We start from the raw sequence: 18,791 nt of genomic DNA, 5'->3' as shown, positions 1-18,791 counted from the left end.
GAAATGAATATGAAAACAACCCGCATCCGTGAAAAAATCAAGAAATTCCTAGGTGACCGCCCACGAAACACAGCTGAAATTTTGGAATACATCAACGGCTCCATGCGACACGGTACGACCAGTCAACAACTCGGTAACGTCCTCTCCAAGGACAAAGACATCGTCAAGGTTGGATACATCAAGCGATCAGGAATTCTATCCGGTGGATATGACATTTGCGAGTGGGCCACACGCACCTGGGTCTCCGACAATTGCCCCGAGTGGATTGAAGGAACACCAATCATCATCGACAGTGAAGGAAACTTCACCACAAACAGCAACCAGAAGTTGTGAACTTCGGACTGGACCGTATTCTCAAGCGTGAAACCGCCCTCCCTCAAGTTGCCCATAACGGTCATCAATTGAGACGTTTTACGACTCGACAATTCAATTCATTCTCGCGTTTGTTAAAACCCATGGCGGTGAAACCCGCCAAAATAACTCACAAAAAACAACCTTGTTGAATCGGTTACAAGCCAAGGTTCGTTTGCTACAGAACTCAGTCATCGTTGACAGGAATTCGAAATCACTCGACAATCTGTCGAGACGAAGTCAAATGAGGCCTATTGACCCTCAAAGATCTTCATAGCAACGTCAACAGAAGCCCCTTCGCAGATGATCGCGTGGCATGCAGCGGTCATGCGTACTGCTTCTTCGGTGGATTTCTGATGAATGTTACGCCCTGTTGCAGCTCCACGGCATCCGGAGACGTTGATTTGGTCGTGAAGACGCTGCAAGAAATCTCGAGGTGGTAGTGAACCCCCACCTGAACAAATAATCGATGTACGTCCTGCAGCCTCCACCGCGACTTTGAACGATTCTGCTTGTGTCATCCCGTCCCAAGCCTTGGGATAGTTCACCTTAGCGAAATCAGCACCAAGACAGCCTGCTACTCCGGCTGCCCCTGCGATAAGTTGTGGGTCTTTTTCATCTGCAACAGCTTTTCCACGAGGGTACATCCAAACCACCGAGATCATACCTTGCTCATGGGCTTGACGAATGAACTGTGCTGCTTCTGTAAGCATCTCATGCTCGTATTCACTTCCAATGTAAACCGTGTATCCGATCCCTACAACGTTTACACCGTTGTGGACCAATGACATGACGTCGTCCATATCCCATAGTGCTTGTGAGATAGGGTCTCGCTGAGAGGTTTTCACCATGTGGGATTTGGAGTTGAGTTTGACCAAATAAGGAAGGTCCGGATAATCTCTTGCATAGTGCGAAATGAGGCCGAGTTGGCCTGCAAGAACACCAAGAGTTTGTTCCGAATGTGTTTGAGCCCCGATTTCAAACAGGTGACCTGGGTCATTTGAACTGAGCGGGACCTTGACACCTCCGTCATAGAAGTCGTCGTTGAGGTGCTCAATTTTCTGGTCGCATGCAAACAAATTCATCATACCGGTACCGGCTGTAGCCGCCATCAAATTATCGATGTAGGTCTCCATCAATTCGTTTGGAACATCTGCTGGGACATGAAATTCAGTCATGAAGTAACACTCCTATTGTTGGGTTCACTGGCCGGTGAAGTTGGCAACACGCTTCTCGACGTAGGCTGCAATTCCTTCCTTAGCATCGGTACTGTTGAACAATGATGCTTGGAGTTCTCGCTCAAGAGCGAGATGGTACTCAAAGGGAATTTCAGGCCCTGTCTGGCATGAACGCTTGATGTTTCCAACAGCCTTGACAGCCTTGTTTGGAAGTGTGAATTGGCTGCACCAATCGAGAACGTCTCGGCGGAAATCATCTGCATCTCCTTCCCAAATGTGGTTGATGAGGTTGCAGGAATGGGCATCCTCGAATGACATCAATTCACCGGTAACCATCATCTCGAGAGCCTTGGCTTTCCCGATTAGACGAGTCAGGCGGGCGGTACCACCGGTTCCTGCAAGAACACCAAGGTTGATCTCAGGAAGGCCGACCTTTCCAGAGTTCTTTCGTGCGATACGGATATCTGCAGCCATAGCGATCTCAAGACCACCGCCAACGGCGTGGCCGTTAATGGCGCAAACAACAAGTTTGGAAGTTTGCTCAAAGCGAGAAAGTGTTTCGTTGGCGTGAAGGCAAAAATTGTACTTAAAGCCGGGTGTGACGCTGTTCAACATCTGAATGGATGCGCCTGCAGAGAAAAAGGAGGCCCCGTTTCCAGTCAAGACGATACAGGTGACGTCGTCATCAAATCGAGCACGGACAACGGCTTCGTCAATGTCTCGCATCATGCCGTGGGTGTAGGTGTTCGGCGAACGGTCGTTCGTGCCTTCGAGCGGAGCTCCAGCAGAATCGGATGTAAGTTCAATCACTGCGATTCCGTTTTCGGTCACGCCGTAGTTAACAAGGCGGTTGGGCATAGGCTCGAGTTTCAATCCGTAAAGGTCGCTCATGTCAAGAGCCACAAGGGGGGGCATTATGAATAAATCGCATGCAAATCTTGCATTTAGGGTTCAGAATCCCTGACCTCAGAAAAGGAAACGTGTCCACCCCCACGGCGAGTTTCGTCCCACTGCGCCTTTATTTGATTGGCTTGTTCCGAAGGTTCCCACGCATCTCGCTTCAATGCAGCCCTAAACGGCATCCGCCGAACTCCACGCCCCATCGCCTTGGGGTCTTTTACCAACATAAACGGACTCACACATCTGTACAACAAGGATTTGAGGAGGCTCGGGCGGAAAAGCTTCCCAATCCAAACAAGCCCGTCTCCCCGTTTCTTTTGGTCCCTCATCCAAGCGTTGCACATTCGTTTGAACGTCCGGTCACCAACACGGTTCATCAACCACCGATTGGCGACGCTGGTGCGCACGTACGGCATGAGATGACGGCGAACATCTGCCTCATAATCCCCTTCTCCGAGAATATCACGAGCGGCCAATACTCCTGACCAGACCGCCATCCTCATCCCAAAGCCCCACATAAAATCCTGCAAACCTCCGGATTCACCAACGTAGTAACGACCATTTTGTTTGTAATGACGGTTGATGGTGAAATCTCCTTTCCCCCCTACTCTCTTGATGGGTTGACGATTGAGGCCGGGATAATGGGCATCGTACCAGGCGATGGTTTCGTTGAGAAAACGATCACTTTTCTTTTGCTTCCTCCATAGACAGGTGCAAATGAGCCCCACTCCATCGATGATAATGAGGTAGGAATAGGAACCAGGTGCCAACTTATCATTGAGTTGAAAACCGATATGGTTCGGATGGTCTGTTTTGAAAATTTCTCCATAGGCTACCGCTGATGTTCCTTTTGGCCCACAGGCGATGATGGTACAATCTTCTTCCTTGACCCGGGATTTGTAATGAATATGGGCCCCAGCATCCATAGCTTGCTGTTTGAATCCCTGATCGATGGTGTGACTTGATGTGCCTCGCTCTACGATTCTGTATGCCACGCTTGGTGTTTGCGCCTGGGATATGACATCGTCTGGATGGATGATATCTACGCTGCTAAACTCTGTAGCCTTGAATGTAGAAAGGTCAAAGCCCCACTCTTTCAGTTGATCAAAAAAGTCCACACTCATACTCCAGTTTTCCAAAGCTTGGAAATCTCCGTCAAAACGAGCACCTGAGTCGTCTCGGATATCGTGGACATGGACTTCTCTGCCCGCTTTTGCGAGGACGGTAGCCGCTGCCAAACCTGACAATCCTGCGCCCATAATGTGGACAGGTTTGTGATTCTCGGCTGTGGCGGCCATGTTTGTCCATGGAGGGGTGAGGTTTGAATGATGTGTTTCATTCGTGAGGCTATGTCCGGCCGAGTTCTGGTTGAAGAAGCCCCAGATGTACTCCAACCTGATGAACTCTTGAGGCGATTGCCTACAGATGGGTGCGGCGCTGTCGTTAGCTTCGTTGGCATCACGAGGGAAACTGAAGGGACAGAAACGGTGCTTCGGTTGGAATTTGACGCGTGGAAGGACCGTTTGACGCCGGTATTGAGCCGTCTGGGAGACGAAGCCATTGTCAAGTTTGGAGTCCGGTTCGTGGCGCTATCTCACCGCACAGGTGCAGTTGGCCCACAGGAACCCATTGTCGCGATTCATGTCGCAAGTCCACATCGAAAGGAAGCCTTTGAGGCCTGCTCATGGCTCATCGACGAACTCAAGAAGCAAGCACCCATATGGAAGAAAGAAGTCACCTCATCTGGGGAGACCTGGAAGGAGGGTTTGGGATGAGTCAAGAACCAACAGAAATTCAAGGAATTGTTGAGATTGGGCAAAAGCCCGTTGTTGCTCGCAACGCAACGGCTCGGGGCAGATTGAACCTGAAATCAGAAACCAAAGCAGCCATCCTCGGGGGAGCGATTTCAAAGGGCAATGTCTTGGAAGCATCAACCATTGCCGCCATCCAAGCGGTCAAGGAAACTCCTCGAATCATCCCTCACTGCCACCCGATTCCTCTGGAAGGGACCAAAGTCACATGGTCGTGGGAGGGCAATGATTTGTGGTGTGAAGTGCATGTGTCTGCACACTACAAAACCGGTATTGAAATGGAAGCGTTAACCGGTGTTGCCGCAGGCCTGCTGTGCGCCTTTGACATGGTGAAATCTCTCGAGAAAAACGACGAAGGCCAATACCCCTCAACATCGATTTCCGACCTTACCGTTGTCGAGAAGTTCAAAGGAAACTGAACCGCTTCATTGATGGTTCACCCGCGCCCCCCTTAGGGGCATGGGAATGACGTCGGACCTCACACCTCACTTTCTAGAAGCCGTAGACCAAGCAGCAATTGCAAGCGGTGCATGGCGCGGAAAAGGCGATAAAAATGCCGCAGATGATGCAGCAGTAGAGGCCATGCGTCGCACGTTTGACCACGTTCCCTTCGATGGCCGCGTGGCCATTGGTGAAGGTGAACGAGATGAGGCACCTATGCTCTACATAGGCGAGCCTCTGGGCAACATGGTCGGCGTTGATGGCGCTCCTCAAATTGACATCGCTGTTGACCCGTTAGAATGCACCAATAATTGCGCTGACAATACACCCAATTCGATTGCGGTTCTCGCTGCGGCGCCACGAGGAACACTCCTCCATGCCCCCGATTGCTACATGGATAAAATTGCCGCTGGACCGCTCCTCAACGGGCATGTTTCTCTGGAAGGCAGTGTTGCATACAACATTGAACAAGCAGCTCATGTATTGGACAAGGCAATGGAAGACGTTCGCATCGTTGCCCTTGACCGAGAACGACACAAGCAGTTGTTTTCTGAAATTCATGCAACTGGAGCGCAATTGGACCTCATGGGTGACGGTGATGTTTCTGGAGCCATTTGGGCCGCTAAACCTGATGGCCCTTACGATTTACTTTTGGGAATCGGTGCTGCGCCCGAGGGCGTTATTTCAGCAACGGCAATCCGAGGACTTGGTGGCGTTTTTGAAGGGCGCCTTGTCTTCCGCTCCGATGAAGAAGAAGCCCGAGCAGAGACGATGGTTGGCGACGATTTGACCCGTCTTTGGAAAGCGCACGACCTCTGTAAGAGCGAAGACGCTATCTTTGCAGCATCCGGCGTCTGTGACGGTTACTTGCCTGGCGTTCGCATTGAAGCAACGACGACAACGACCTTTAGCGAACTGATCGACGTTAGCACCTCAAAGGTCACGAGAGATGAAACCGTCCGCCCAAGAACCGTTGCATGAAGGGGTAAACAGCAATGCTTCAACAAATCCGAATTGATGTCCGTCTCCCTGAAGGACATTGGGCAGGAGATGTCACGCGAGCGCATCCGTCCGCAACGCTTCGCATTGAACAGCATATGCCGTTGAGCAGAGGAAGAGGAACTGCTCGCTGTTGGTGCGACGAATCCCTCGAGAACAATCTCGTGTCCCACGAAGGAATTGATGACTATAATGGCATAGAGGACGGGCATTTCAGCGTCAATATCTCTGCAGGGGGAGGCGGATTCGTTCGCCCCCTTGTCGACATAGGAATCGTTCCAAGAACACCGTTCGAAGTGAGAGACGGATGGGTGGAGTGGACCATTGAAGGTCGTCGCGACGAGGTGAGGGAACTCATTCATCGCTTTCGAACCGACCAACTGCCCCACCGCCTGCTTTCTACGCGGAATTCTCGTTCACGACTCCTTACCACTCGGCAACGAGAGGTGTTTGAAGTCGCTACTCGCGAGGGGTTCTGGGACGTTCCTCGACGGATCAACCTCTCAGAATTGGCCAAGGTTCTCGGCGTAGCAAAATCCACGCTCTCAACCCAACTTCAACGCATTGAATCAGCAGTGTTTCATGCGTTCACTGATGAAATTCGCAGGCAAAGCCCCTAACATGTTCGTGCGAATATGTTCGTAGAGGATATATACCGGACCCGTCCATACTCTCCACCATGGACAACCTACCGAAGACATGGGACGACTGGATCAGCAACTTTGCTACGTGGCAAGACAACGTAGGATTCAAGCGAGAATGGATGGGTGATTTCGACCTCTCAATCCAATTCGATTGGGAACGAGCAGGCGACGTTATCGAATTCGGAGACTACGAAGGACGGGCCAAATGGGAACGTTCGCTCCAGGTGCCTCACCAAAGCATGCGAGACGCTCTCGTAAGCATGATCACCGTTCAGGGAGACACAGAGTTTGCATCGGTTGAGCAACAACGACATCTGCTTGCCACAGCACCTACCGATTACGACCGTTATGCAGCCGCCCGCATCATGGCGGAAGAACAACGCCACGGATGGCAAATGGCCTACCTCTTAATGACCTACTTTGGACAACAAGGACGAAGAGAGGCACAAAAATTGCTCGAGCGCAATGCACAAGACGGCGACCGACTGCTAGGGGCATTCAACCGACCCATGCCTCATTGGCTCGATTTCTTTTGCTACACCATGTTCGTTGACCGCGACGGTAAATTCCAACTCGGAATGCTGTCAACCTCTGCATTCAAGCCACTGGCGGCAAGCATGGGGCCAATGCTCAAGGAAGAATCGTTCCACCTCGGAACCGGCTCGAACGGTCTGCGACGCATCATCAAGGCTGGAGTGATTCCAGGTGATATGTTACAACGCTACATCAACAAGTGGGTCTCCACCGCACACGACCTGTTTGGCGTCGACGCCTCCTCATCCGCACATTGGTCCTATGTATGGGGCATCAAAGGACGCTGGGATGAGCGCAAGAAACTCGAAAATGGAGATGCGGTCATCAAAGAGACGCTCAACGAAGAGGCACGAGGACATTATCACGATGAAATAGCTCTCGAGGTTGAAAAACTCAACGGATACTTGCCTGAAGGTGCAGCGAAACTCTACGTCCCTCACGAAAACTTCTATCGGGAAATCGGGGCATTCAAGCGCCAACCATTCACGGTTGAAGGAACAAAGTTCGAAGGAAGCGATGAAGAATGGAGCACCTATCTTCACGAGCATCTCCCCACTGCACAGGATGAAGAGGACCTCAAAGAACTCTTCAAACTCGATTGGGTCGCTGAAAAGCCGATGTCTGCTAAGCAAATCGCTTCCGGAATCGGAACCCAAGCTTGAACGGCGAGTGATTCTAATGATCCCCGTCGCCCTATACGGCCTTGATGTCGCCAAGTGTGAACGCTTCTATGATGAAATGCCGCAATTGGTATCCAATGCCTACGAAGACCGCTCGTACATTGAGTCCCTCTACTCCGTCACCTCAAAGCGCTCAGTCGAACACATACGAGTGGCTGATGAATGGGCTCAGAGAGACCCATATGCATGGCCAGAAGATGTAGTAAACGAGGTAGAAATGGTGCTGCGGACCGTGGCATATCCGGATGTGTCTCTTCTGGAACATTTGCTCACGCTTGACGGCGTTGATGCTCAGCGCGTTTCAGAGTGGATGCACTTTTCTACCAATACGTTTCCAATATATTCGCAAAAAGCATGTGAAACCCTGACTCAGATGGGGCTTGAAACCCCGTACCGGCCTGACGATATTGCAAGTTATGGATTGTATGTCAGCAGAATTGAAGGCCTCAAGCTCCACGCCCCAGCCAAGGGACTGCCAGAAATCGGTTTGCCGAGATCTCGCATGTTACAACTTGGTTTGGAGCGATTCGAATGAAACATGCTCAAATCCATGCTAAACTCCTCGTTGTTGCCGCAATTTGGGGACTCGGTTGGCCTGCTGGGCGTGTTGTGGCTGCAGACGTCACGCCAATTGTTGCCGCATGGATTCGCTATGTCATCGTAGCCGGTCTCTTCATGTTTTACTTGCAACGGACGGAGGGTTGGTCGTATCCATCACCAACCCAGTGGAAGAATATCGCATTCATTGCCTTCTTCTCCACCTTCCTCTACCAGTCAATGTTCATGTATGGAATGAAGTACACTGCTGCAGGGGATGCGTCCTTAGTGATCACCTTCAACCCACTCTTTACGGCCGTTCTCGCCGTTATATTTCTCGGTGAGCGTTTGACTCGAAACTTGGTGATCGGACTTGCGATGGCCTTGATAGGAATGCTTGTGATTTTCACCGCATCTCCCAATACCGACATACCAGAACTCGACCGTTGGTTTGGCAACGCCTTCATCGCTGGTGCCGCCTTTGCTTGGGCCGTATCCAGTATTTTGATGAAGAAACTCATGAGCGATACTCCTGAAGACGCTCAACAACCGTTGACCCCAATACTGGTAACGATTTGGGCTTCACTTGTTGGCTTGCTTTTCCTCACACCGTGGGCTGGAATTGAAGTTGCACGCGAGGGTATGCCTTCGCCGTCATTCAATGCATGGATTGGAATCATCTTCCTGGCGGTATTCTCAACGGTGTTGGCTTACGTGTGGTTTGCAGACGGAATTCTTGTCATTGGAGCCGGAAAGGCATCGTTCTATGTCTATCTCGTCCCTCCATTTGGCATTCTCGGAGGTTGGCTATTGCTTGGTGAGCAACTTGGAGCAACGCTCATTCTCGCCTTCACACTCATTGTTGCAGGAGTGGTCATTGCTCAAAAGCAAGAAGTGGAAAACAAGCAAGCATCATGAAGGTGAGCGCTCTCCCACCTCCATGAGCATTCGTAACGTCGCCGTCATCGGAGCAGGAACCATGGGTGCCGGCATTGCCCAAATTTGTGCCCAAGCCGGATGGAATACATCCCTCTACGATGCATTTCCCGATGGGCTTCAACGAGGAATGGAACGCATTGATGCTTTTTGGGACAAAGGAATCGCTCGGGGAAAAACCTCTCCAGAGCAAAAGGCTGAATGGAAAACAAACCTCCACGCCGTTAGCGACATGGCTCAAGCCGTTGGAAATGCGGACCTGGTCATCGAAGCGGTTCCTGAACTGCCCGACCTTAAGCAAAAAGTGTTTGAAGAAATTGACAAGCATGCTCCTGCTCATGCAGTCTTAGGCACCAATACATCATCGCTATCCATCGCTGACATAGCCAATGCAACGAGACGTCCAGAACAAGTGATTGGAATGCATTTCTTCAATCCGGTCCCCATTATGAAACTCCTTGAACTGGTTCGTCATGATTCAACCTCTGATGCTACCATCGCTCTGGCTCAATCGGCTGGAGATGCTATGGGAAAAACGACCATTCTTGTCAAAGACATACCTGGCTTTGCGACAAGTCGACTTGGCGTTGTTCTTGGAAATGAAGCCATTCGAATGCTCGCTGATGGTGTGGCCAGTGCAAAGGACATTGATACCGCCATGGTATTGGGCTACAAACACCCAATGGGACCCCTTGCACTCACTGATTTGGTCGGATTGGATGTTCGCAGAGACATTCTCAAAAATCTGCAAACTTCATTTGGAGATGAGTCATATGCGCCTCATCCACTTCTTGAACGACTGGTTGAAGAAGGCCGATTAGGAAAGAAAAGTGGGAAGGGGATTTACGATTGGTCAACCGGCAGTCCAGAAGAGACCTCAATTGAGTGAACATCCCCATAGATTCAATTACAAGGGAACTGAGCAATTATCATGGAATCCAGTATTTACGGAACGGAACCCGAAGGAGCAAACCCTACTGGTGCACAACCCGTTGGAGCGCGAGTTGAGGCCAATTCGTTTTCTCCAGTAGCCGTGACCGTAGGGCCTGAAAAGAAACCCAAAGTTCCCTTGATCACCGCTGGAGTTTTTGCAGTTCTTGGCGTCATTGGGCTTATTGTAGCCTCTCTTTCAGGAAGTCAGCTTGCCGAAATTTGGACCAACCTTGATGGTGAAGACTACGTGAAAGACATCGGCACCAGTGCTGAAATGGTTCACACTGATGAAGACGGTCAGGGAGAACTCGGGTGGGGTATTTTCATCACTGGAGATTACGTTGACAGTGACTCGAATGGAATGGTTGACGCCTGTGAACAATTTGATCTTACGGTCATGAACAATGGAACCGACGTCACTGAACGTGCATTCACGAAGACCTGTGATTACGACGAAGAGAACAACTCAGCCACCTACTTTGGATTGGACGGAAAGATACAGGTCGGCACGGTATGTGCCACCCTCGAGGTTGACCAACAATGCTCCATTGGAGAAACCTATACGATCTCCACCACCGCCTCAGCACCCATGTTTCTCCTTGATATTGACGACCTTTTTGGGCCTCTTCTTGAAGAATCAATTGGCCTTGGAATTGCTGCCGGAGGTGGGTTCGTTGCAGGATGCTGTTCAATGTGCATTGGAACCGTTGCCCTTGTTATCGGGTTGATGCGCTTTGGTAAGGATAAACAACCTCAAGTGGCCTATCAAATGCAATGAACCGTTCAATCAAAGGTTGGTCGACGCTTCTCAAGAAACGCTTTGACGCCTTCTTTGAATGCAGGAGTGGTCCCTGCCGCTTCAATCAATGTTCGCTCATGGTTGAGATGAGTCTCAAAGTCGTTATCGGCTTGAACATGAAGCAAATGCTTCGTAGCCTCTTTCGTATGCATCCCCCATGATGACCAAGTGGCTGCCCACTCGTGAGCGGTTGAGAGTAAAGCATCTTGATCCACGATGAGGTCAATAGCACCGGCGGAACAGGCTTCTTCTCCAGACCAAATCTGATTTTCAAAGAAAAACCGACGCGCAACGCGCTCTCCAACGAACCGTGGAAGAAGCCAGGTAGTCCCCCCATCGGGTGAAAGTCCCATTCCAGCATACGACGCCGCCATACGGGCGTCTTTGGTGCCGACACGAGCATCGCATGCGAGGGCAAGACCGAGTCCACCGCCTGCTGAAACACCGTTTAACGCAGCGATAACAACGGTCGGAGAAGTGCGCATCCGGATCAGAAGAGGGTGAAGGATTCCAGTGAGGTTTCGAATCAGTTCCGGCGCACTGTCATCATCAATGGATTGCTGAAAGGCGTTGATGTCTGCCCCTGCGGAGAAAAAGCGTCCATCTCCAGTGAGGACGATCCCTTTGACATCCGAATCAATGAGGGCCTCATCAATGGCTCCAGCAATCAGGGGTAGAAATTCCTCAGAGAACGACTGGGTAGAGGCTTGCCCTCCCATGCGTATCAATCGAATACCGTCGTTGGTCTCAATCTGAATGGCCATGGTATCACTTCACAATTTGACGTTAACGTTCTTGACCTTCGTGTAAAATCGCAAGGCATCTTGACTTTGCTCAATACCAATTCCTGAATGCTTCCATCCGGTAAAAGCGGTTTGAGGGAAGGTGATCGGATATTCGTTGATGGAAACCATACCGCATTCCAAATCACGAGCCATACGATGTCCGCGCCCGAGGTCATTGGTCCAAACGCCGTTTAACAAACCGAATGGTGTATCGTTGGCGAGGTCCAAAGCTTCTTCATCTGTACTGAAGGAAGTCACGGCCAATACCGGTCCAAACAACTCATCCTGGAAGAGAAGGTGGCTTCGATCAACGCCTGTGACAACGGTTGCTTCCATGAAGGCTCCCTCTCGGTCAAGCGCTTTGCCCCCAAGAACGAGTTCTCCACCTTCTGCAAGGCCTTTTTCGAGTTTTTCCAATACTTCCGCACGGTGATTCAAGTGCACAAGTGAACCCATGCGTACGCCCTCTTCCATACCTGGGCCGACAGGCCATTTGGAGACCTCATCGCACACGGCCTTAACCAGGTCGTCGTGAACGTCTTCATGGACAAGCAATCGGGAGCCAGCCCAACACATCTGCCCGGCATTCATGAAGATACCAAAGCAAATGGCTTTGGCTGCATAGCGCAAGTTGGCGTCTGAAAAGACAATGTTAGCGCCTTTTCCACCAAGTTCCAATGTGACTGGAGTCAATTGCTCGCTTGCCTTGGCCATGACTGTTTTTCCGGTAGGAACTCCACCGGTGAGGACAACACCGTCAACACCGCTGTGGCCAGCAAGAGCATCTCCTGCAAGAGCACCGGAACCCGTTAGAACCTGAAGCACGCTCGAAGGAAGACCTGTTTCGGCCTCATCAACGGCTTTTGCCCATGCGAGAAGGGACAGAGGCGTCCACGAAGCTGGTTTAGCAATCACCGTACAACCCGCTGCAAGAGCAGGTGCGATTGAACGAAGGGCGAGTTGCAGAGGGAAGTTCCACGGAACAATATGCACCGTCACGCCCAAGGGTTGACGGAGTGTGTAATTGAGGCGGGGGCCCGGGACTGGAATGGTCTTTCCCTCGATTTTATCGGAAAGGCCTGCGAAGTATTCCAACGTCCAAGCACCATAACGGATTTCAGAGAGTGCTTCACGGAAGGTCTTTCCATTGTTTGAGGATTCAATGACGGCCAGTTCCTTAGCCTTAGCATAGGTAACTGCAGCCATTTTGTTGAGTATTCTCCCCCGTTGTGCGGGGTCCATGTTCTTCCAATCGGAATTGTTGAAGGCTGCACGAGATGCTGAAACACTGCGGTTGACATCTTCAACGGTAGCGCGTGGAACCGTGGCCATGAGTTCACCTGTTGCTGGGTTCAGCACATCGCTTGTTGCACCGTCAGTTGACGCCACCCATTCTCCTCCAATCCACATCGTTTCTTCGCCCATGTACGGTCCATGTTGACTCGCTTCAAAGGCACATCGGTACCTCAATCACCCGTTCAATGTGTTCAAAACACCCCAAAGAAGGGCAGAAGCCTCATGTGCTCATCCCGACACGTACATTGCATGACCCGAAGAGTTGGTTTGGCGCAAGCAACCGCAAAAGCACTCGTCAGCCGTCCTCCAAGATTGCTGGTCATTGCCGGAGCAACCGGCGTAGGAAAATCAACGGCAGCTGTAGGTTTGGCATCAAGAGCGGGATTTACGCGCATGATGTCGACCGATGCTATTCGAGAAATTATGCGGTTGAGCGACCCAGATCACCATCATCCTGCCCTCCACCGGTCTTCATTTTCAATTGGGGCAAGCGGAGAAGCCGTCATCGATTGGACTGAAACTTGCTTAGCGGTTGAAGAAGGAATTCATGCAACGGTGAACAGAGCAAGACGCGAAGGAATTGATTTGCTGATTGAAGGGGTTCACATCAATCCTAGCGCTCGGCTCTTACGAGCGTGGGAAGATGCAGGTGGAATCGCCCTCGGCGTAGTCATGAAGGTGGATGAAGAGCGGGTCCACAAGGACATGCTCAGGTCAAGAGACGCCCAATCCTACCGTCGCTCCGACCGCTACTTAGCAGGCTTTTCTCGTATTCGCCACATCCAAGAAGGGCTTATTGAACGGGCAAAAATTGCTCATTGGCCAGTGGTAGATCCTACCCGAGTAGAGGATGATGTCGAACGGATTTTCACCTTGCTTAATCGGGCAATCGATGAACATGCGCGTCCAGATTAAACGTTGAGGACAAATGCAATATCAGCACTGAGCATTGCTTCACCGTCTGAAACACCAAGTTGCGCTGTAACACTGAGTTGACTGGAGTCGATTACGGAAATGATGATGTTGGTTAATTTCACTTCCACACCCCGCAGTTCACCGTGATGCAAGAGGTCATCATGGACGGTCCCTAAGGCCAAATCAGCTGCCTCAACACCTTCCAATCCACCCTCGATCCACATGTCCGTGCGAGCCTGGGAGAGGGGCTGGAGCGACTCCATGACATCTTCACTGGTGACGATAACATCGTCGGAAGCAGCATCGTGCGGGATGGTTAAACCGGCTACTTTGACTCCAAAAATTGCCATTGAGAGGAGCGACATCAGCAAAACGACGCCGGTTGCAAGGAGCATTTGCGCCCCATCTCGCTGACTCAAATCATTCTTCAGCATCAAGCTCCACCTCCTCGCGCCCACACGTCGAGAGTGACCGTCCAAGCATGAGAGCCGACGACGACCAGGTGATGAACAGCAACAGTACCGCCTGCGGGGGTGCCAACTCTCCCATGAGGAGTAGAAACAGAACTGTCTTTGGCAAGCCAACAATTGGATTCTTTGCCGGGGGCTATCGCTGATTGCAGAAGGTCACAAGCCCCTTCTCTGTCATCGTTCGCCAGCAATTCTTCCAATCGATTTTCACCGTTAATTTCAGCCTCAAGCCCCAAACCGTAGCGAATAGCATCGCTACCAGCCATCTCCAGTGACGCATCAAGGGCAACAGATTGAGAATCGGGCACTTGGACACGAATCAGAAACGTAGCTGACATGAAAAACAGCCAAAACAGTGTCAACATCTCAAGAATGTGAATTTGGCCTTCGTCATCGCCTTTCATTCCGTCATCCCCAAAACAACGGTGAAGGAACGAACGTTCCTCGTGACGGGTTAAGGCCTGGGATATCGGTGACCCCAATCAGGTCTGGAGAGAAGGCGACGAAGTTGAAAATTACCAGTGCGACGACGATCATCATTCCAGAATGCTTGAATCCTGTCGAAAATCGCCCAGTGGCCATCAATCCTGCCATTGATCCGTTACCCAAGGCTTGCATGGTCACCCCGTAATAGAAAATTGTCAGGAAAAACAACGGGTCAATGTTACGAATGGTCATGTTTCCAATGGTTTGACCACCGCTGTCTCCACCGTCATCGCCGCTTGAGTTTGAGCCAGCAATAGCAGGAATAAACACCTTTGCGAGAACTACGATAACTCCGAGGAAAACGAAGTATGATGTCCAAATAACCGCAATGTACGAACCGATGGCGCGCTTTCGCTCACCCTCTAGGAATTTCAATTCCCGCGAATCGTTTGCTGCGGTGACCAGAATGTCCGAAATCTTACCGCCTGCGCGATCCGCTTCGGCGATCAGCGCAATAGCACGGCGAACAAGCGGGGTTCCGACTCGTTCTGCAAATTGGAGAATGACGTCACTGAACTTGACACCCCAACTGAGCTGGTCTGACATCTTTTTGACTTCGTCATTCAGTGCACCGTACTCAGATGTGGCGAGGGTTTGAACCGCGACGGTCATCGAAAGCCCTCCCTTCCAGTATTCAGCGAGGTCACGCAGGAAATCCGGGAATTTTTCTTCGACTTCGTTCTTCTTAGCTTCTACCTTTTCCCAATAATAAGATGCTGGGAAGATGAACAGGAAGAAGGTCAGGCCAAAGAAATTTAGGAAAATTGTTGGATGGATTTTGACAGGGCCGACTCCAACTTCGGGTCCAAGCCAAAGAGACATATTGTTCATGTTAGCCGGAATTCCATCGAAATAATGGACGGTCATATCAAACGTTACTTTATCCAGATACTCGTTCTCATCCGCAGCCAAGAACATCAATTCGTACCGTTCACCTGGCGCGATAGTGATGAGTTCAATACCGCAATTGCCCTTATTGGCGGTTCCATTGTACCAATCTTCGATCTCACCGCTCGATGAACGAATGGCGACCGTGTAATCTGCATTGGTCGATGCTTCGACGGTACAATTCAACCATAAAGGCTGCAGTACATTAACAGAACCTGTAGCCGTATCCGGAACACCCGGTACGTCGAAATTTTTCCCACGCTTGGTTACGAGGCTCCACTCTTCCCCTTCCCAAGTAACGCGGTCAGGCCGATCTTGGAGAATTGAACATGTCTCATTCGCTTCGTAATTTGGTTTTTGATTGGTTTGGAAATATTCCCCAGTTGGATTTCCTACGGCATCCTGCGCGGTTGCCCCACAATACAAATTGGTGAACATTGGCTCACCGTTTTGAGTTGGAACAAATCCAGAGTTGGCGATCCAAAACAGACCGGAAGCGATCCCAAAAATGATGGAAAAGAAGAGGATGATGTAAAGGCGAGTGATGGTGGAATCGTCCTTGGGCAAGTCCAAGTCAACAGTGATTTTATCTTTTTTCTTTGCCACGATTTCACCTCCCTCTACATGTCTTGTTCCTTACTGCTGGTGTAAACCAAAATCGCGTAAGCGATGTGAATCATTGGAATGAAGCCAAGAACGATTCCGTACAGCATTCCTTCACTCATCTGCGCACCTGAACCCGAGACCCAGAACATAATGACGAGCATAACAATTAGGAAAAGCGGCATAGCAACTGCAACCACAATGTAGGATTCGGCAAGTAAAGCAATGGATTCAAGGAACATTTGCAGGCGAGTTCTGTTTTCACGCATGTAATGCTCTGCTCTGTTGAGGAAGTACAACTTGAGTTGACCACCAGCGGTCAAGGTTCCGACCATTCCCTGGAAAAACTCTGTCAGCCAAACTGAAGCAGCGCGATCGACACTCATCTTCATCGCAGTGATGAGGTCGTACCCCAGTAAAGTAACATCTCGATAAACCATCGCAGCATCGTCGGCGACGTCGCCGTAAATGTCCTTGTTCATGGCTAGAGAGCGGAAAATTTTGCTCGGGGTTGCATTAGCAGCGGACATAGCAGCGGTGTATGAGGCAGCATAAGGAAGATACTTCTCAATCATGTCACCTCGTCGCTTTGCTTCTCGTGCAGCGCCACCCTTGTTGTACTTGTATGCTACATAGGGGATGAGGAAGCCACCGATGAGGACGATGATGATTTTAAGAAAAGCAGGGAAGACCTGTAGGCTGTATTCGGGGCATCCGTTTCCTGGCAGAGCAGGATTGATCAAGTCGGGATTCCAATATTCCCATTCGAAACAAGGACCTACCGATGCGGCGGCTTGTATTCCCTCGTAAAATGCAATGACTCCGATTTCGGGGAAGAAGAAAATTCCGACAACACCCCAAGAAATCAAGGCAATAGCAATGGTGGTGACAATGACGGTTGCGAGGTAGACCTCAGGCATCATCGGCATGGACCCTTTGACGAGGTTTTTGGACAATTCCTTGTCGGCACGGGCTCGCTTACGAACAACGCCACCGAGGATTCGGTTACAGATTCGCTGCCATGCCGTTAGGTCCATGCAATCACCACCATACTCGTTTTATTCACTTCAAACCGTCAACACGGGCCATGATCTCATTGGGCCGCACGTAATATTCGGTAACGATTTGAGAGACTTGATCTGCCTTTCGAATATCGTTGAGAACCATCCATTCCAAAATTCGCTTACGTGTTCTCAACTCACGACGCATCTCTTCTTGACTGTAATTGATTTTAACCATGATTTTCTCAAGAACATACGATTTTCCACTGAAGATAAAGTCATCACTCGTCACGTCCCAGCGGAACACTTCATTGGTGATTACTTCCATAGAGTTCGGATCAATACCAACAATCTCAACAATTTGCTTGGTTCTTCGAACACGCTTTCCATTGATACGGGTCTGGATTTGAATGACGCAAGCCTCTAGCGCAGGAAGCAAAACACGTGGGATGTCAATTGGTTTGTTCTCCAAACGGTGAACAAGGGATGGTACCGAATCGGCGTGGACCGTTGAGTATGCACAGTGACCTGTGGCCATGGCTTGGAACAGAACATAGGCTTCAGCACCACGAATCTCACCGACAATGATGTATTCTGGCCGCTCACGAAGTGCTGCTTTGAGCAACTCGAACTCGCCGATCTCACCGTCTGTAGACTCTCCACCAAACCCTTGTCGAGTTAGCCCTGGAACCCAGTTGGGTTGTGGGATGTTAACTTCACGCGTGGACTCGATTGAAACGATCTTCATCTGCCAGGGAATAAAGATGCACATCGCGTTGAGGGTGGTGGTCTTTCCAGACGCCGTACCACCGACGAAGAGCATAGGCACTTCATTCTGGAACGCAATCCAGAGGTATGCTGTCATGAGTGAAGACATGGTTCGGAATGCGACGATGTCAGCGGGAGAGAACGGGTCGTCCTTAAACCGGCGAATACAGAAAGCTGAACCTCGGGTTGAAACCTCACGGCCCAATTTCATGACAATTCTTGACCCGTCCATCAGCGTAGCATCAAGCAGTGGTGAAGCGACTGAAATGTGCTTTCCACATCGCTGAGCAAGTTTGATGACATAGGATTCCAAAGCGTGGTCGGTTTCCCAAACACAGGTGGTTTCCACAGATTCAAACTTACGATGGTAAGCAAAAATCGGGACGTTTGTCCCATCCAGTGAGACGTCCTCAACGTTGACGTCGTTCATCAAAACGTCCATCGGACCGTATCCGATCAGGTCACGGCGGAGGTAATAGAAAATCTTTGATTTGGACTTCTTGTTGATTTTCATGCTGTAAGCCTTGATGACTTTATCCATAGCAGCACGCACATAAGCCTCGGGATTTGAGTCGATTTCCTCAATATTTGCCGTAAGGGAACGGATAAAAATATCCATAATTTCATCCCGCTGCTCCTGTTCTTTCTTCGTCATCGGAGGTTCGATGATTTGGTAAATAATGTTCAGCGTTGTGCGGTCACGAACGATGCGTGCAAAAGCATGAGGGGGCAAAACTGGATACTTGTCCAACTCGTCGTACTGTTGACGTTGTTTGGCTCGCTGACGTCGTTCTCCACCACCTTTTTTTCTTGCCATGGTCATCACCTTCGCCGAA

At 50.4% G+C, this 18,791-nt stretch carries 21 protein-coding genes; 11 read left to right on the top strand and 10 right to left on the bottom strand.

Annotated features, from left to right (window positions below):
• Positions 1-9 precede the first annotated feature (9 nt).
• Positions 10-333: a DUF3860 domain-containing protein gene (locus tag AAA857_RS05090; protein WP_338171535.1), complete on the top strand. Its 324-nt coding sequence runs from the start codon at positions 10-12 to the stop codon at positions 331-333.
• Between the two features lie 269 nt (positions 334-602).
• Here AAA857_RS05090 and AAA857_RS05085 read toward each other — a convergent pair whose 3' ends face one another.
• Genes AAA857_RS05085 through AAA857_RS05075 form a run of 3 tightly spaced genes read right to left on the bottom strand, consistent with a single transcriptional unit; the run spans position 603 to position 3,727 of the window.
• Positions 603-1,529, bottom strand: coding sequence for a hypothetical protein (locus tag AAA857_RS05085; RefSeq protein ID WP_338173782.1), 927 nt, complete (start codon positions 1,527-1,529; stop codon positions 603-605).
• Positions 1,530-1,553: 24 nt separating this feature from the next.
• A complete protein-coding gene (locus tag AAA857_RS05080) occupies positions 1,554-2,420 on the bottom strand; it encodes an enoyl-CoA hydratase/isomerase family protein (protein ID WP_338171531.1) in 867 nt (288 codons plus the stop codon).
• Positions 2,421-2,473: 53 nt separating this feature from the next.
• Entirely contained in the window at positions 2,474-3,727 is a 1,254-nt protein-coding gene (locus AAA857_RS05075; RefSeq protein ID WP_338173780.1) for an NAD(P)-binding protein, read from the bottom strand.
• 51 nt (positions 3,728-3,778) lie between these two features.
• On the opposite strand from AAA857_RS05075, the gene AAA857_RS05070 reads away from it, so the two are divergent.
• From AAA857_RS05070 to AAA857_RS05030, 9 genes are read left to right on the top strand one after another with little or no spacing between them, the layout of a single operon-like run.
• Positions 3,779-4,204 (top strand): molybdenum cofactor biosynthesis protein MoaE, encoded by a 426-nt coding sequence (locus tag AAA857_RS05070; protein ID WP_338173778.1) that lies wholly within the window; start codon positions 3,779-3,781, stop codon positions 4,202-4,204.
• Positions 4,201-4,659 carry a cyclic pyranopterin monophosphate synthase MoaC gene (gene moaC, locus AAA857_RS05065; protein ID WP_338173776.1) on the top strand — a complete coding sequence of 153 codons (459 nt, stop codon included), beginning with the start codon at positions 4,201-4,203 and terminating at the stop codon, positions 4,657-4,659. The genes AAA857_RS05070 and moaC overlap by 4 nt, the downstream gene beginning before the upstream one ends.
• Before the next feature lie 40 nt (positions 4,660-4,699).
• The gene (gene glpX / locus AAA857_RS05060; RefSeq protein WP_338173775.1) at positions 4,700-5,662 is read left to right on the top strand and encodes a class II fructose-bisphosphatase; all 963 of its coding nucleotides are present in this window, start codon (positions 4,700-4,702) and stop codon (positions 5,660-5,662) included.
• Positions 5,663-5,676: 14 nt separating this feature from the next.
• Positions 5,677-6,300, top strand: a complete 624-nt coding sequence (locus tag AAA857_RS05055) for a helix-turn-helix domain-containing protein (protein ID WP_338173773.1) — start codon at positions 5,677-5,679, stop codon at positions 6,298-6,300.
• Positions 6,301-6,359: 59 nt separating this feature from the next.
• Positions 6,360-7,520, top strand: a complete 1,161-nt coding sequence (locus AAA857_RS05050; RefSeq protein ID WP_338173771.1) for a Phenylacetic acid catabolic protein — start codon at positions 6,360-6,362, stop codon at positions 7,518-7,520.
• A 16-nt stretch (positions 7,521-7,536) separates the two neighbouring features.
• Positions 7,537-8,073 carry a hypothetical protein gene (locus AAA857_RS05045; protein WP_338173769.1) on the top strand — a complete coding sequence of 179 codons (537 nt, stop codon included), beginning with the start codon at positions 7,537-7,539 and terminating at the stop codon, positions 8,071-8,073.
• Positions 8,070-8,993: a DMT family transporter gene (locus AAA857_RS05040; RefSeq protein WP_338173767.1), complete on the top strand. Its 924-nt coding sequence runs from the start codon at positions 8,070-8,072 to the stop codon at positions 8,991-8,993. The genes AAA857_RS05045 and AAA857_RS05040 overlap by 4 nt, the downstream gene beginning before the upstream one ends.
• A gap of 22 nt (positions 8,994-9,015) precedes the next feature.
• Positions 9,016-9,900 carry a 3-hydroxyacyl-CoA dehydrogenase family protein gene (locus AAA857_RS05035; RefSeq protein WP_338173765.1) on the top strand — a complete coding sequence of 295 codons (885 nt, stop codon included), beginning with the start codon at positions 9,016-9,018 and terminating at the stop codon, positions 9,898-9,900.
• A gap of 42 nt (positions 9,901-9,942) precedes the next feature.
• Positions 9,943-10,722 (top strand): hypothetical protein, encoded by a 780-nt coding sequence (locus AAA857_RS05030; protein ID WP_338173763.1) that lies wholly within the window; start codon positions 9,943-9,945, stop codon positions 10,720-10,722.
• Between the two features lie 5 nt (positions 10,723-10,727).
• On the opposite strand, the gene AAA857_RS05025 is transcribed toward AAA857_RS05030, so the two are convergent.
• Together AAA857_RS05025 and AAA857_RS05020 are read right to left on the bottom strand one after the other, a co-directional pair.
• The gene (locus AAA857_RS05025; protein ID WP_338173761.1) at positions 10,728-11,507 is read right to left on the bottom strand and encodes an enoyl-CoA hydratase/isomerase family protein; all 780 of its coding nucleotides are present in this window, start codon (positions 11,505-11,507) and stop codon (positions 10,728-10,730) included.
• Positions 11,508-11,516: 9 nt separating this feature from the next.
• Complete coding sequence (locus AAA857_RS05020; protein ID WP_338173759.1) at positions 11,517-12,953, bottom strand: aldehyde dehydrogenase family protein; 1,437 nt, start codon at positions 12,951-12,953, stop codon at positions 11,517-11,519.
• Between the two features lie 120 nt (positions 12,954-13,073).
• Between AAA857_RS05020 and AAA857_RS05015 the strand changes: the two genes are divergently transcribed.
• Complete coding sequence (locus AAA857_RS05015; RefSeq protein WP_338173757.1) at positions 13,074-13,739, top strand: hypothetical protein; 666 nt, start codon at positions 13,074-13,076, stop codon at positions 13,737-13,739.
• Here the strand turns inward: AAA857_RS05015 and AAA857_RS05010 are convergent.
• Genes AAA857_RS05010 through AAA857_RS04990 form a run of 5 tightly spaced genes read right to left on the bottom strand, consistent with a single transcriptional unit; the run spans position 13,736 to position 18,772 of the window.
• Complete coding sequence (locus tag AAA857_RS05010; RefSeq protein ID WP_338173755.1) at positions 13,736-14,173, bottom strand: hypothetical protein; 438 nt, start codon at positions 14,171-14,173, stop codon at positions 13,736-13,738. The genes AAA857_RS05015 and AAA857_RS05010 overlap by 4 nt on opposite strands.
• The gene (locus AAA857_RS05005) at positions 14,173-14,613 is read right to left on the bottom strand and encodes a hypothetical protein (protein ID WP_338173753.1); all 441 of its coding nucleotides are present in this window, start codon (positions 14,611-14,613) and stop codon (positions 14,173-14,175) included. The genes AAA857_RS05010 and AAA857_RS05005 overlap by 1 nt, the downstream gene beginning before the upstream one ends.
• A 4-nt stretch (positions 14,614-14,617) precedes the next feature.
• Positions 14,618-16,189 carry a type II secretion system F family protein gene (locus AAA857_RS05000; RefSeq protein ID WP_338173750.1) on the bottom strand — a complete coding sequence of 524 codons (1,572 nt, stop codon included), beginning with the start codon at positions 16,187-16,189 and terminating at the stop codon, positions 14,618-14,620.
• 14 nt (positions 16,190-16,203) lie between these two features.
• Positions 16,204-17,223: a type II secretion system F family protein gene (locus AAA857_RS04995; protein ID WP_338173748.1), complete on the bottom strand. Its 1,020-nt coding sequence runs from the start codon at positions 17,221-17,223 to the stop codon at positions 16,204-16,206.
• 25 nt (positions 17,224-17,248) lie between these two features.
• Positions 17,249-18,772, bottom strand: a complete 1,524-nt coding sequence (locus AAA857_RS04990) for a type II/IV secretion system ATPase subunit (protein WP_338173746.1) — start codon at positions 18,770-18,772, stop codon at positions 17,249-17,251.
• Positions 18,773-18,791: the final 19 nt, after the last annotated feature.

The organism is Candidatus Poseidonia alphae (assembly GCF_943787815.1).
Lineage (GTDB): Archaea > Thermoplasmatota > Poseidoniia > Poseidoniales > Poseidoniaceae > Poseidonia > Poseidonia alphae.
The sequence above is the reverse complement of the archived record's forward strand: the minus strand, read 5'-3'. Positions and strand labels throughout refer to the sequence as shown.